At 39.7% G+C, this 14,570-nt stretch carries 15 protein-coding genes; 10 read left to right on the top strand and 5 right to left on the bottom strand.

Going from position 1 to position 14,570, the window contains the following annotated elements; all coding sequences use genetic code 11:
- Window positions 1-4 precede the first annotated feature (4 nt).
- The 9 genes from MKL33_RS03105 (at window position 5) to MKL33_RS03065 (ending at window position 10,730) form a co-directional block, all read left to right on the top strand.
- The gene (locus tag MKL33_RS03105; RefSeq protein WP_270906431.1) at window positions 5-2,785 is read left to right on the top strand and encodes a nitrate reductase; all 2,781 of its coding nucleotides are present in this window, start codon (window positions 5-7) and stop codon (window positions 2,783-2,785) included.
- Window positions 2,782-3,411, top strand: a complete 630-nt coding sequence (gene mobA, locus MKL33_RS03100) for a molybdenum cofactor guanylyltransferase (RefSeq protein ID WP_057068343.1) — start codon at window positions 2,782-2,784, stop codon at window positions 3,409-3,411. Before MKL33_RS03105 ends, mobA begins: the two co-directional genes overlap by 4 nt.
- A gap of 149 nt (window positions 3,412-3,560) precedes the next feature.
- On the top strand, window positions 3,561-5,834 hold the full coding sequence (locus MKL33_RS03095; RefSeq protein WP_270906430.1) for a molybdopterin-dependent oxidoreductase: 2,274 nt from the start codon (window positions 3,561-3,563) through the stop codon (window positions 5,832-5,834).
- 229 nt (window positions 5,835-6,063) lie between these two features.
- Window positions 6,064-7,104 carry a GTP 3',8-cyclase MoaA gene (gene moaA / locus MKL33_RS03090; protein WP_081032114.1) on the top strand — a complete coding sequence of 347 codons (1,041 nt, stop codon included), beginning with the start codon at window positions 6,064-6,066 and terminating at the stop codon, window positions 7,102-7,104.
- Window positions 7,105-7,359 (top strand): MoaD/ThiS family protein, encoded by a 255-nt coding sequence (locus MKL33_RS03085; protein WP_017480948.1) that lies wholly within the window; start codon window positions 7,105-7,107, stop codon window positions 7,357-7,359.
- A 3-nt stretch (window positions 7,360-7,362) separates the two neighbouring features.
- Window positions 7,363-7,848 (top strand): molybdenum cofactor biosynthesis protein MoaE, encoded by a 486-nt coding sequence (locus tag MKL33_RS03080; protein WP_270906429.1) that lies wholly within the window; start codon window positions 7,363-7,365, stop codon window positions 7,846-7,848.
- A 23-nt stretch (window positions 7,849-7,871) separates the two neighbouring features.
- Window positions 7,872-8,795, top strand: coding sequence for a bifunctional molybdenum cofactor biosynthesis protein MoaC/MoaB (gene moaCB, locus MKL33_RS03075; protein ID WP_000799987.1), 924 nt, complete (start codon window positions 7,872-7,874; stop codon window positions 8,793-8,795).
- Window positions 8,795-10,030, top strand: coding sequence for a molybdopterin molybdotransferase MoeA (locus MKL33_RS03070; protein ID WP_270906428.1), 1,236 nt, complete (start codon window positions 8,795-8,797; stop codon window positions 10,028-10,030). Before moaCB ends, MKL33_RS03070 begins: the two co-directional genes overlap by 1 nt.
- A gap of 217 nt (window positions 10,031-10,247) precedes the next feature.
- Complete coding sequence (locus MKL33_RS03065) at window positions 10,248-10,730, top strand: winged helix-turn-helix transcriptional regulator (protein WP_005068860.1); 483 nt, start codon at window positions 10,248-10,250, stop codon at window positions 10,728-10,730.
- Window positions 10,731-10,746: 16 nt separating this feature from the next.
- Here the strand turns inward: MKL33_RS03065 and MKL33_RS03060 are convergent, their stop codons facing one another.
- Window positions 10,747-12,138: an aminotransferase-like domain-containing protein gene (locus MKL33_RS03060; protein ID WP_270906427.1), complete on the bottom strand. Its 1,392-nt coding sequence runs from the start codon at window positions 12,136-12,138 to the stop codon at window positions 10,747-10,749.
- Between the two features lie 123 nt (window positions 12,139-12,261).
- Between MKL33_RS03060 and MKL33_RS03055 the strand changes: the two genes are divergently transcribed.
- A complete protein-coding gene (locus tag MKL33_RS03055) occupies window positions 12,262-13,125 on the top strand; it encodes a DMT family transporter (RefSeq protein WP_213074434.1) in 864 nt (287 codons plus the stop codon).
- A gap of 2 nt (window positions 13,126-13,127) precedes the next feature.
- Here MKL33_RS03055 and MKL33_RS03050 read toward each other — a convergent pair whose 3' ends face one another.
- From MKL33_RS03050 to tusD, 4 genes are read right to left on the bottom strand one after another with little or no spacing between them, the layout of a single operon-like run.
- Entirely contained in the window at window positions 13,128-13,439 is a 312-nt protein-coding gene (locus MKL33_RS03050; protein ID WP_056480649.1) for a TusE/DsrC/DsvC family sulfur relay protein, read from the bottom strand.
- A gap of 18 nt (window positions 13,440-13,457) precedes the next feature.
- Complete coding sequence (locus tag MKL33_RS03045; protein ID WP_064784887.1) at window positions 13,458-13,742, bottom strand: hypothetical protein; 285 nt, start codon at window positions 13,740-13,742, stop codon at window positions 13,458-13,460.
- Between the two features lie 17 nt (window positions 13,743-13,759).
- Window positions 13,760-14,110 carry a hypothetical protein gene (locus MKL33_RS03040; protein WP_002115699.1) on the bottom strand — a complete coding sequence of 117 codons (351 nt, stop codon included), beginning with the start codon at window positions 14,108-14,110 and terminating at the stop codon, window positions 13,760-13,762.
- A 44-nt stretch (window positions 14,111-14,154) separates the two neighbouring features.
- Complete coding sequence (gene tusD / locus MKL33_RS03035; RefSeq protein WP_002115623.1) at window positions 14,155-14,523, bottom strand: sulfurtransferase complex subunit TusD; 369 nt, start codon at window positions 14,521-14,523, stop codon at window positions 14,155-14,157.
- Between the last annotated feature and the right edge of the window lie 47 nt (window positions 14,524-14,570).

Genomic DNA, 14,570 nt, shown 5'->3' with positions numbered 1-14,570 from the left:
AGTTATGAATAGTATTCCAAGCGTTGAAGTCGATAGCTCCGATCATGTTGCAAAAAACACTAAAACAACATGTCCATATTGTGGTGTAGGTTGTGGTGTTAGCGTAAACGTCCAACAAAAACCTCAAGGACCTGTGGTGCAAGTTGAGGGGGATGCTGAGCATCCTTCCAACTTTGGGCGTTTATGTATTAAAGGTAGCCGACTTGCGGATACTTTAGGGTTAGAAACACGTGTTTTACAGCCAATGATGGGGCGCAAAGCTGATCGGGTGGTAACGACATGGGATGCGGCAATCAATAAAATTGCCGATAAATTCCAATCTTGTATCGATCAATATGGTCGTGACAGCATTGCATTTTATGTTTCAGGTCAGCTTTTGACTGAAGACTATTATGTGGTGAATAAGTTTGTAAAAGGCTATTTGGGTACTGCAAATATTGATACCAACTCACGCCTTTGCATGTCATCTGCGGTGGCAGGTCACAAACGGAGTTTCGGTGAAGATATTGTGCCTGCGAGTTATGAAGATTTTGAACATGCAGATATGGTGGTATTGGTCGGATCTAATACTGCATGGTGCCATCCGGTGCTGTATCAGCGGATTATGCAGGCTAAAAGCCAAAATCCGGATATGTTTGTGGTGGTAATTGACCCACGTTTTACCAGTACCTGTGAACAAGCGGATTTACATTTACCGATTTTACCGGGCCAAGATGTCGCATTGTTTAACGGTCTATTCCAATATCTATATCAAAATGGTCATGCCGATCAGGCATTTGTAGAGGCTTATACCGAAGGTCTGCAAGATGTTTTGGCAAGCAGCCAGCCAGAAACTGATATTCAATATGTGGCAAAGCGTACGGGAATTGCACTCAATAAATTACAGCAGTTCTTTGAGAAATTTGCGCAGACTGAAAAGGTAATCACGCTATTTTCAATGGGTGTGAATCAATCAAGTCAGGGCGTAAATAAGGCCAACAGCATTATTAATTGTCACTTACTAACAGGCAAAATTGGTAAGCTCGGCGCCGCACCATTTTCAATGACAGGCCAACCCAATGCGATGGGTGGTCGAGAAGTGGGTGGCTTAGCCAATATGCTAGCGGCACACATGGACTTAGATAATCCATTACATCAAAAAGTAGTGCAAACCTTTTGGGATAGCCCATTTATTGCAACTCAAGCTGGCTTAAAAGCAGTTGATTTATTCCGTGCCGTTGAAGCTGGAAAAATTAAAGCCATCTGGATTATGGCGACAAATCCAGTCGTGAGTCTGCCAGATGCCGATCAGGTGAAACGTGCTTTAGAGAAATGTGAATTGGTCGTTGTGTCAGATATCTGTGCCGATACGGATACTACGGCTTATGCCGATGTTTTGCTTCCAGCTTTAGGGTGGGGAGAAAAAGATGGAACTGTGACTAACTCTGAGCGCCGTATTTCACGTCAGCGTGCTTTTTTACCTGCACCAGGTGAAGCAAAAGCAGACTGGTGGTCTGTTAGCCAAGTCGCGAAAAAATTAGGGTTTAATGGTTTTGATTTCGCCACTGCTGTTGATATTTTCAATGAGCATGCAGCGTTATCTGCACAAGACAATACAGACATAGATGCTCGTGAACAAAGTAATAATTTCCGTTATTTTAACTTAAAAGGCTTAATGAATCTGAGCGCTGTGGAGTACGACGCTCTACAACCAATTCAATGGCCAGTATGGGATAAAAACCAAGACGCTAAAGCCGTTCAACAATTGTTTGGCAAGGGCCAGTTTAGTCATAAAAATGCCAAGGCAAAATTGATTCCGACTGTTGCAATCGATCCGGTACATGCAGTTTCAGAAGATTATCCGCTCATTTTGAACACGGGACGTATTCGTGATCAATGGCACACCATGACGCGTACTGGTTTGTCACCAAATTTGACCAGTCACCGTGCCGAACCATTTTGCGAGATTCATCCGAGTGATGCCTTGAAATTTGGTGTACGTGATCAAGGCTTAGTAGAAGTTCGTTCGAAATGGGGCAGTTGTGTACTACGTGTGACCTTCTCATCGGGGGTACGTCGTGGGCAAATTTTTGCACCGATTCACTGGACTGAACAGGTTGCATCCGACGCCCGCATTGGTAAAGTCGTTAATCCAGAAGTTGATGCAATTTCAGGTGAACCTGAGTTCAAACATACGCCTGTAACTATTCAGCCGTTCTATACCACTTGGCAAGGTGTGCTCTATATTCGTGAAGGATACGATTCGCATATTCAAGAATCGCTACATCACTGTGCATGGTGGACCAAAGTCAAAATGGTGAAAACCAATCGTTATGAACTTGCAGACCGCCAAACTTTTCATGATACTCAAAAGAATCTGAAAAGCTTTTTACCATTTGCCGATGAAACCTTTGAATGGTTAAGCATAGAAGATATCTCTTCACAACTGAGCCATAGCGTTATTTTGAAAGATGGCATTGTAATTGCAAGTCTATATATTGCACCGCCAGATTTATTGCCAGACCGTGATTGGGTAGCGAGTCTGTTTAAACGAGAACGTTTGAGCGCCTTGCACCGAAAAGCTTTACTAGCGGGTATGCCAATGTCGGCTACTAATAATGATGGGCCTTTAGTGTGTAGTTGTTTTAAAGTAGGTAAGAACAAAATTATAGATGCAATCAAAACTCAAAATATTACTCATGAAAAACAAGTGACGGCTTGTTTAAAAGCAGGTGGTAATTGTGGTTCATGTTTACCTGAAATCCGTGGCTTGATTAAAGCTTGCCAACAGGAGGTGGAAGTGTGAATAAGGGATATCCCGTAACTGATTTGGTCATTTTGGCGGGTGGACAAGCCCGCCGTATGAATGGTTTAAATAAGCTGTTGCAGCAATTCGATGGCGATACGCAACTACTCAAAATTCATCAAAAACTAAAGTCATCTGTATCTGAAATTTGGGTAAATAGTCATCGTGATTATTCGATTTATCAAAGTATTGTGCCTGATATTAAGTGTTTTCAAGATGATGCTTCGGGTTTTTTCGGCCCGCTTATGGGTATGAAAAGCGCATGGTCACATGTAAAAGCAGATTATGTTTTGTGTATTCCCTGTGATGTGACGTATATACCTACGCAAGTCGTTGCGAAATTACACAGCGCACTTCGTAAAAACAAACAAGCTCAGGCAGCCTATGTTTCAATTAATGGGGATGCTTTATACCCATTTTGCTTATTAAAGCGTGAAAGCCTGATCACGATAAGAGAGCAAATTGACAAACAACGATTAAGTTTAAAAGAGTCCTTTAAGCTTTTACATGCACAAGTCGCCGTATTCCAAAAACAAAACTTATTTTTTCATAGCATTAACTCTTTGGATGAGCTTCAACAATATAAACAAATCAATGCTTTTAAAGAGATATTTACCGCGAGTTAAACATTAGATTTTATTAATTTACAAACTAAAGTGATGTTATAAACAAATTTTAAAGTGATGCGTTCTTGACTATCTAATATATAAGTTCTATTTTGGAACTTGTTATTTTAATTCTAGCTAGATGTATAAAAATAAACGGAGCCAGAAAAATGATGGACGCAGCTCAGCAAAGTAAAACAGATGTGACCGCATGTATCTTATGTTCTAGAAATTGCGGTTTAAGTGTTGAAATTAAAGATAACCAGTTTGTCAAAATTAAAGGTGATCCCGAACATGCTTTTTCTCAAGGTTACATTTGTCAAAAAGCTGCCAGATTACAGCATTACCAGCAACACGCAGACCGTTTGACTACACCTTTAAAACGTCAGCCCGATGGATCATTTCAAGAAGTGAGTTGGGATGTTGCCATACAAGAAATTGCTGATCGATTAGTGCAGATTAGAGATGATTTTGGTGGGACTGCTTTTGCTTCGGTTGGGGGTGGTGGCCAAGGCAATCATTTAGGTGCAGCGTATGGTCGACAACTTTTGCTGGCCATGAAAAGTTATTATGCTTACAACTCACTTGCTCAAGAAAAAACGGGTGATTTTTGGCTCAATGGTCGTTTATTTGGTAGTCAGGCTTGCCATACCACAGAAGATGTTGAACACGCAGATTATGTACTTTTTATTGGAACAAATCCTTTTCAGGCCCATGGCATTCCCAACGCCCGAGACACGCTAAAACATATTAAGAAAGATCCGAATCGAACCATGGTGGTGTTTGACCCGCGTGTTACCGAAACAGCAAAACAAGCTGATATTCATGTGCAACTAAAACCGGGGACAGATGCTTTTTTAATGTCGGCCATGATTGCGATTATTATTAAAGAAAAGCTTTATGATGCAGCGTTTATTGAGCAGCATACGCACGGTTTTGAAGACGTAAAAACAGCATTTAGCCGAGTTCCAATTGAAGACTATATTGCCAAAGCAGATGTACCTGTCGATTTGATTTATCAGGTTGTTCGAGACTTTGCTAAAGCAAAAAGAGGCTGTGTACGTATCGATTTAGGTATTCAACATACTTTAAATACGACATTAAATGGTTATTTAGAAAAGCTTTTATACTTACTGACAGGGAACTTTGGAAAACAGGGTACCAATAATTTGCATACCATGTTTATTCCAATCTTAAGTGATACAGATGAAAGAAAGCCGAAATATAGACGGAGTGTTTACCATAAAATGTTCCCCATTTCTGGGTTCTTCCCGCCTAATATTTTACCCGATGAAATTTTAAAAGCAGGGGAAAAGCGAATTCGTGCTGTGTTTGTAGATAGCTGTAATCCACTATTAACGTATCCTGATACACCAGCTTATGAGGAAGCATTTAAAGCATTAGATTTGTTGGTTGTGGTCGATGTTGCCATGACGGAAACCGCTAGGCTTGCGGACTACATTTTGCCGGCTCACACTCAGTTTGAAAAATGGGAATTTACGGGCTTTAATCTTGAGTTCCCTAAGAATGGCTTTCACCTAAGACATCCCGTATTGGCTGCTCAAGCAAACACTTTACCGGAAGCCGAAATTTATACACGATTACTTGAAGCTATGCAGGTGATTCCAAAACGCTTTCCAATTTTAGAAAAAATAGCTTCAGTCGACTCGAAAAAAATAGCTTATTTACCTTATTTGTCGGCATTGGGACTTACTTTTGCACGAAATAAAAAATACATTCCTTTTGCAGCCTCAATTCTCTATCGCACTTTAGGTAAACACTTAGAAAAATCAGCTGGTTCAGTTGCTTTTTTATTACCACTGTCGATTCAATATGCTGTTTTACACACCAAAGCGGTACGCCGTGCAGGTTACAAAGGTAATCCTTTAAATTTAGGTGTTCATTTATTTGAACAAATTTTAAAGCAGCGGTCAGGTGTCGTGTTATCGCAACATGAATATGACGAAGTCTGGAAACTGCTAGCTTATAAAGATAAGAAAATACGTCTAGCTATTCCCGAGATGTTAACTGAGCTCGCAAGCTTGAAAAGCCATAACGTTAATATAGAAGAGTTTCCTTTTATCCTCTTATCAGGTGAGCGACGTAGTTATAACGCCAACCAAATTTACCGTGACCCAGCATGGCGAAAAGTAGATGCTGAAGGAGCTTTACGAATTCATCCTGAAGATGCAGAGGCCTTAAATGTAGCTATGGGTGATCAAATCAAATGTATCTCACAACATGGAGAAATTCAGGTTACTGTAGATTTTGATGAGGGAATGCGAAAAGGAGTTGTTGCGCTTCCACATGGTTATGGCATGCGCTTTCAAGGTGGAGAACCGATTGGACCACAATTAAACATGCTCATTTCTGGTGAGCATTGTGACCCTTTATCTAAAACACCTTACCATAAATATGTACCCATCCGTTTAGAAAAGTGCTAGAAATAAAGTAGGGCATATAAAAGGTTGACGCCGCACTGATTTTATAAAGCTTTAAAGTTTGAGCTAAAACGGTACGGCCGAAATTTCAAATACAACCCAAAAAGTTATGGATGATAAATAGAATTGGAACAAATTTTGCAATAAAGATCAAAGCACTACTAAGGCGCAATTTTAAAAGTTTAATTGCTCATAATCAGTGCTTGCAATATTTGAACTGTTCTCGATATGAGTGCAAATAATGAAACAATATCACTCTGAAACTGCGCCAATGCTTTTGCAAGATCAATATGGGCGCATCAAGCGAAAGTTACGTATTTCAGTAACTGATCGCTGTAATTTTAAGTGTGTGTATTGCATGCCTGAACATCCTGAATGGCTAAATAAACAAGATTTGCTTAGTTTTGAGGCGCTCTTTCAGTTTTGCAGTTTTATGGTGCAACAAGGTATTGAAAGCATCCGTATTACGGGTGGTGAACCATTAATGCGTCAAGGTATTGTTCACTTCGTTCGCGATTTACAAGCTTTAAAAGCATTAGGTTTAAAGCGTATTTCAATGACCACCAATGGACATTATCTTGCAAAATACGCTCAGCAATTAAAAGATGCCGGTCTAGATGATTTAAATATTAGTCTAGATAGCCTAGATCCGATTCAATTTAAAGAGCTCACTAAGAAAAAGTTAGAACCAGTTCTTGAGGGTATTCAAGCTACAAAAGATGCAGGGCTACCTTTTAAAATTAACTGCGTGTTAATGAAAGATAAAAATGACGATCAAATCCTACCGATGGTGAAATGGTCTATCGCCAATCATATTCCGCTACGTTTTATTGAATTCATGCCACTTGATGGTGATGCACTTTGGTCAAATAAAGATGTGGTGAGTGAAGCCGAAATTTTACAGGCGTTGCAACCACATTATTCAGTACAAGTGATTGAGCAGCAACATGAGCCAGCACGCCAATATTTACTTAACAATAGCTACGCGCTAGGCATCATTTCTACCATTACTCATTCATTTTGTCATCAATGTGACCGTATACGACTAACGGCACAAGGTGAACTCTATAACTGTCTCTTTGCGCCGCAGGGTTTAAATATTAAGCCACAGCTTCAAACGCTGGTAAGTAAACAACGTACACCAGAATACGATATGTATATCCAAAATTTAAAGAATTTGGTCCATCCTTATATTTGGCATAAAGCTAAAGGCTTTCATGCCTTACAACATCAACAAACCCGTAAAATCAGTATGCATATGCTTGGGGGATAAATGCAGCAATCTATCCAAATTAAAATCGAATCATTTGGTGCAATTGAAAAATTGCTTCCACAAAATCTTTCGTTAGTTTTCCCCACCGATATTTTAGTTAAAGATGTCTTAAATGAAATTGTTTCGTTACATCCGGAATGTACACAGGCCATGGAAAAATGTGCATGCGCTATTGGCGATAATGTCATAACAAGGCAATCAGCTTTAAGTCAGCCATGTACTTTGGTTTTATTATCACCAGTTGCAGGAGGATGAGTCATGCGAGATTTTGCACGTATTCAAGAGCAGGTTTTAAGCCTAGATATTTTTGATCCTATTGAATCATTTCCTGAATGCGGTGGAATTGATATTTTTATGGGTACTGTTCGTAATCATCATGAAGGTAAAGCGGTTAAGGCTTTGAAATATACCTCGTATAAACCGCTTTCTGAAAAAATGATACGTGAAATTGAACTGGAAATTGAGAAAAAGTATCAGGTATCTTATGTGCGAGTGGTTCATCGGATTGGGCATCTAGATGTCGGTGAAACAGCCATTATTGCAATTGCTTATGCAGCCCACCGCCGTGAAGCTTTTCAAGCATGCGAAGAAGCGGTTGAGCGGGTTAAACATGAAGTGCCTGTGTTTAAAGAAGAGTTCTTTACAGATGGCACGAGTCATTATGTAGAGGGCTGCTGTATTCGTAAGGATGCACCGCACGAACACAAGCATCACCATCATACCGGCCATGAGCACTCACACTGAAATAAGTAAGACTAGGATAAATAATGAAAAACGTAGGAATGAAGCCGGAAAGTTATCGTGTTGCTGAAGCACAAGCAATTTTATATGCACCACCGCACTGTATTGAATTATTAAGACAAGGGAATACGGAAAAAGGTGATGCATTAAAAACTGCACGTGTTGCAGGAATTTTGGCAGCAAAACGTACTGATGAGCTGATTCCTTTATGTCATCCACTGCCGATTTATCGGGCAGATGTTGAATATGAACTAGAACATGATTTTGTAAAGATCGTTGCAGTAGTTGAAACCATTGGTCCAACTGGCGTAGAAATGGAAGCCTTAACGGCTGCAAGTCTTGCCGGCTTAACCATTTACGACATGTTAAAACCACATTGTGAACCAGAAGAGCTCTGGATGGATCAATGTAAATTGCTTAAGAAAAAAGGTGGTAAATCACACTTTAAGCGAGTTCTTCGTCAACCCGTTTCGGCTGCGGTTATTGTGTTGTCAGACACCGTAGCAGCGGGTAGAAAGCCCGATACTGCCGGAAAATCTGTGGTTGAAACTTTAACCGAAGCAGGATTCGATCCAATTCATTACCAAATTTTGCCAGATGAAGCGGATACTTTGAAAAACTTAGTGCTTGAGTTGAGCAAATCATATGCTTGCATTATGACCGTTGGTGGAACTGGAATTGGTAAGCGTGATATTACGGTTGATACACTAGAACCTCTTCTTGAGCGTAAGCTAGATGGCTTAATGGAAGCTGCGCGTTCATTTGGACAAAAACGCACGCCATATGCTGCAATGTCGCGTGGAGTAGCTGGTTTTATTGATCGCTCTTTAGTAGTGACTTTACCGGGAAGCCGTGGTGGAGCAAGCGAATCAATGGCTGCTATTTTACCTGCCTTAGTCCATATTTTTGATGTTTGCCGTGATTTACCACATCCGGGAGGCTATGAGTAATGACTGGTTGTGGTGCAGAACGTGGATTGATTAGCGTAGATGAAGCAATTGAACTGATTAGTAACCGACCTGAAAAATTAGGTTCGATTCAGCAACCTCTTCAAAATAGCCTAAGTAGGTATCTTGCTAAAGAAATCTATTCAGAAATTAACCTACCAAGCTTTTCTCAAAGTGCTGTAGATGGTTATGCACTTTGTTGTCATGCCGAAGATTTAAATAATCAAAAGTTTCAGGTTACGGGCGAGATTCGTGCCGGAAGCGAAAGTCATGACACTCTGAGTGAAGGGCAAGCGATTCGCATATTTACTGGCGGCAAAATTCCTGAAGGGACAACGCATGTAGCGAGGCAAGAAATCGTATTGGTTGTTTCGACTCAAGAAATTTGTTTAACGGAGCATATACGCCCTCAAGCTGATATCCGCTTTACCGGTGAAGAAATCAAGCAAGGGCAGTTGCTTGCTCAAGTAGGACAGTTCTTAAATATTGGAAGTTCGGCTGCCTTAAGTATGGCGGGTGTACAAACCGTTGAAGTCTATCGTGCGCCGAAAGTCGCTGTTTTAGTCACAGGTGATGAAGTTGCCGAAACAGCAGAAGATCTTGCTGAAGGTAAAATCTTTGATGCAAATGGTCCATTACTAAAAGCTTGGTTTGAAGATTATGGCTTAGAGATTGAACTCATTCATGTGGCCGATGAAGCGGAACAAGTCACGCATTACTTTAATGAGTTAAAAAATAGCTATGATGTCATCATAACCACAGGCGGAGTGTCAGTAGGTGATTATGACTTTGTTCGACCATGCGCTTTTGAGACTGGCTTTGAACAGATCTTTTGGAAAGTAAAACAAAAGCCAGGTAAGCCACTGTTTTTTGCTGAATATTCTCACACGGAAAAAGATCACCGTTGTTATTTGCTAGGGTTACCAGGTAATCCGGCTGCGGTCTATGTGTCAATGCAAGTGTACGGTAAAGCATTACTTGACACTTTGCAGGGAAACTCAGCAGAGCCAGAGTGGTTTAGTGCAATTTTAGATCATGATTTAAAAGAAGATGCACGCGAGCGTTTTCTAAGAATGCATGCTTATTTTAACAATGGACAACTTAAAGTTAAAAGTCTGGCAAAACAGCAATCACACATGCTCAGTAATTTAATGCAGGCCAATTGTCTGGTGCGAATTCCAGCAAGTGTGAAACTAGAAGCAGGTCATATTTTGAAGGGTGTATTCATCTCAAATTAATGATGAGTAATAGTAGATATAACTCACTATACAATTGGGTGAGTTATATTTGTTAAGCGAATTTATATAATAGCTTTCTATTTTTTTAGAATAAAAATTCTTTTATAAAGTTGATAAAAAGTTATTTTTATAATGAATCTTGCATAACTCGTGGTAAGTGGTTTAGGGTATAAACAATAGGGCCGTTAGGCTAGGAAATATCGAGGAACGCATAAAGATGAAATGGGACGACATCGGTGATCAACCTTGTTCGGTTGCTCGTATGCTATCAGTGATTGGCGATCGATGGACGATGCTAATATTACGTAATGCTTTTATGGGAATACGCCGTTTTGACGATTTTCAAAAGTCATTAGGTGTCACTCGTCATGTCCTTTCGGATCGTTTAAAGCGTTTGGTTGAATATGAAATTTTAGTCAAAGCTCCTTATTTTGATCGTCAGGAACGCTTTGAATATAAATTGACTGATAAAGGTTTTGAACTTTATCCAATTATTTTGTCTATGGCGAATTGGGCAGATAAATGGATGGATCAAGGTTTAGGCAAACCTTTAGAATATCGTCATAAAACTTGTGGTCATAAATTTGAACCAGTCATGGTATGTTCGGTTTGCCGTGAACCTTTACATGCAAAACAAGTTCAGGTTTCAGCTGGGCCGGGTTATTTTGCATATATGCAGCAAAAACAGAAACAAGCTTAATTTTCCTCTCTATAAATTACGAAGACTCTTGTTGAATCGCATCAGCTAGAGTCTTATAAATGTGGTCATGATTTGACTGTGTTACATTAAAGCGTATGAATTGACCAGCATTGGAAGCTTGGCTAAACGCGTTTCCTGGTGCAAGAATAACCTGATGATTAATACAATATTTTGCAATTTCTGAAGCTTCAATTCCCTTTGGCAAATGACACCAAACAAAAATTCCCGCTTGAGGCTTAATCCATGGTTTTATACCCAAAGGTTCTAACTGAGTAATGGTATCGTGCATTGCTTTTGCTAAACGGACCTTTAATAATTCTATATGTTTACGATAAGAACCATCTGTTAAAGCACTTAATAAAACTTCAGCTGATACACCATTGTGAGAAAAGCTTGTGGCAATTTTCAGGTCGGTGAGCTGATCAATCCATTCTGGTTTAGCAATAATATAGCCACAACGAATAGATGCTGATAACGTTTTAGAAAAACTTCCAATAAAGATTACACGAGAAAGATTATCCAAAGCAGCAAGCCGAGCAGCAGGGCTATATTCAAAGTCTGAGAAAATATCATCCTCAACAACAATCAAATTTGATTGTTCAATAAGTTTTAATAATTGATGCGCCGTAGAAAGAGAAAGTACTGCGCCAGTTGGATTATGAATTCCTGAGTTGGTGATATAAAGACGTGGATTATAAGTTTCAATTGCTTCTTTAAATGCCTCTAAGTCAGGACCTGTTGGTGTGTAGGGAACACCAATAACCTTGACTTGGTGAACCTTAAGTAATGCATGAAAGTTAAAATAACAAGGATCATCAATGAGAACGACATCATCAGGCTTTAGTAAAAATCGGCAAACCAAATCAATCGCTTGTGTTCCTGAGTCTGTTAAAAGTACCTGATTAAGATTTGCATTGATACCTTTTGCTTGAGCGCGTCTTGCCAGTAATTCACGTAGAGCTGGTAATCCTAATGGCGTTGAATAACCCATCAAACAATCATCTGGGCTTCTTGCGGCCGACCTTAATGCTTTACGGATACTGTCTAATGGCATCCAGTCATCGGGTAACCAACCGCAGCCTGGTTTAAAAACATCTGCTTTCGCCTCCAAAGATTGGCGTGAAATCCATAATGGATCGACTGAGCGATCTAATTTGGGACCTAATTCGCTTAAAGAAAGAGGGGCAAGCGGACCAACAATATAAAAACCAGACCCAGTTCTTGATTCGATTTTGCCTAGAGCAATTAATCTTTCATAGGCTTCTACGACGGTTGAAACCGAAAAGCCAAGATCATTCGCTAATTTGCGTACAGATGGTAAGCGTGCTCCAGGCATTAAAGACCGATTTTTTATTTGTTGCTCAATCTCTGAAATGACAATTTCAATTTTGGTTTTGTTCTGTTTCACTGGCTTACAATCCGAACTGTACTGGTTATTAATGCATTACAGTTCTTTTGAATTGTACTGCTTTGTATCTGGTTTATTCACCTTAGCACAGCTTAAATTCTTCGTATAGTGACGGAGAAAATTATGAATAGGTTTATGAATGGCTGGGTGAATGGTTTTATTGGCGTGGCTATTTTTGCGGGATCACTACCAGCAACACGCGTAGCCGTAATGGGGTTCGAACCGGGTTTTCTAACTGCGGCACGTGCGGCAATTGCAGGTATTTTAGGCCTTATTCTTATTTTGGTTTTAAAACAAAAAAAACCAGCCAAGCAAGATTGGTGGCCTCTTGCCATCGTCTCTTTAGGCGTGGTGATAGGTTTTCCTCTATTTACAGCGCTTGCTCTCCAATACATGAATGCGGCTCATTCAATCGTTTTTGTTAGCCTTTTACCTCTCGCAACTGCAATATTTGCTGTACTGAGAGGCGGAGAAAAACCCAATCAATTTTTCTGGATATTTGCAGTATTGGGGAGTGCGGTTGTTTTTGCCTATATGTTCTTCCTTTCTGGTGATACATCACTTGGAATAGGGGACTTTTATATGTTAATGGCAATTATTTTCTGTGGCTTTGGCTATGCAGAAGGCGGTGTACTTTCAAGAAAAATAGGTGGGTGGCAGGTCATTTGTTGGGCACTTATTTTGTCTTTACCTTTTATGTTGTTGCTTACTATTTTCTATATGCCAGCTTCATTCCAAAGTGTGTCTCCATCTGCTTTAGTTGGTCTTATTTATGTGTCTTTGTTTAGTATGCTCATTGGTTTTTTCTTTTGGTACAAAGGACTGGCACAAGGCGGTATTGCTGCCATAAGCCAACTACAACTTTTACAGCCTTTAATGGGGCTCGGTATTGCAGCGGTTTTATTACACGAACATGTGAGCTGGTCAATGTTAGTGGTCACAGCAACAACTATTTTATGTGTCGCTGCTGCCAAAAAGTTTACTTAACTTTATAAACAATTTGCTGGTTTAGGAACACCTGCCAAACGGCTTAAATGACGGGCAACTAAACCAGTATTAAATTGTTGCTGTAAAACTGCATTATTAATCTCTGGACTTACCGTTTTCATTAAAAATTTAATGAGCGGGCGAGTTGCTGGAGAATGTCCAAACTGTTGATAAAACTGACGTACAGCTGCTAAAACTTCAAAATGCCAATCGGTGAGTTCAAGATCAAGCGATTTGGCAAGTTCTTGCGCAACTTCAGGATTCCAGATTGTGTAATCAACCAAATGACCATCTTGGTCTAATTCTAAATTCATGAAACCAGCCTAAATATATTATTTAAGAGAAATACAGCGATTAAACGTTAAAACCAGATCAGCAAATTGATCGTAATCTAATACCTTCACCTGAAATAAAGTATCTGTATCAAGTAAGTCTTTTTCGATGCTTAAGCATGAAACAGATTCGAATGGTTGAATCATTTCAGCAGAAAGGTGTGCAACAGAATCACCCATAAAAACAACTTGATCACCTACCCGAAAAAGATTGCGTAATTCCTCAATAATCTTCGGCATAGAATGGTAAGAAGATTGCACAAGATAAAGTGTTGACGGATTCATTAAACTTACACCTTTATCTACCAATATAGAACATGATCAAAAGATTGAATAAATTCAGCATTCAACTGAACGAATTCAATTTCTTGTTCGGTTTTTTGTACAAGAGGATGCTGCTGATTTTTACATTCAATCAGAATAGGGCTCAAGTCGTAGAACTCAAAACTTTCGACCATATTTGAGGCCACTTTGAAAGCCTGACGAAACTGATCAAAGCTCAAATCATTTTGCAAAAGACTAAGAGCAGCATCTTTCAATAATACTTTGACTGGTGAGCCAAAGGTTGCTAAAACCATAGTAGCAGAAAGGCTTTCATTGATTTGAAGACTGGTTAAATTGGCTTGGCTTAAAATGACGAGTACAGATTTCACACAATATACCTTTTAAAAGCAACAATCTAAGCAAACAAAGTAACTTAAAATTGAATAAGACGAGATGCTGACTGTACTGCATCAGCAAGTTCACCTAACCCGACAAGTTCAAAGTCTTTGGCAAGGTTGTGATGAGTAAGGTGATGGCGACTGGCATTTTCTGCATCTGTAATACCACGAGCGAGGGCAGCACTCACACAAACAGGAAGACGAATCGCAAGCTTTTGCCATTCATGCGTTAAATTACGCTGGTCGTCAGGAACCCATTGAAAATCATTAGCAACCTGCACGCCATCTTGGTAAAAGAATACACGGAAGTCTTCATTTTTACTTTTGAGTGCCTGAGCAAGTCCTAACGCATGCCAAGCATGAATGGAAGTAGGAGCAGAGGTAATTAGTAGTAATGTACTCATTGAGAATTCACTATGGTCATACGTCTAAATGGGCGTAGATACATTAA

This window comes from Acinetobacter sp. AOR43_HL, from assembly GCF_027854635.1.
Taxonomy (GTDB): Bacteria; Pseudomonadota; Gammaproteobacteria; order Pseudomonadales; family Moraxellaceae; genus Acinetobacter; species Acinetobacter pittii.
The sequence above is the reverse complement of the archived record's forward strand: the minus strand, read 5'-3'. Positions and strand labels throughout refer to the sequence as shown.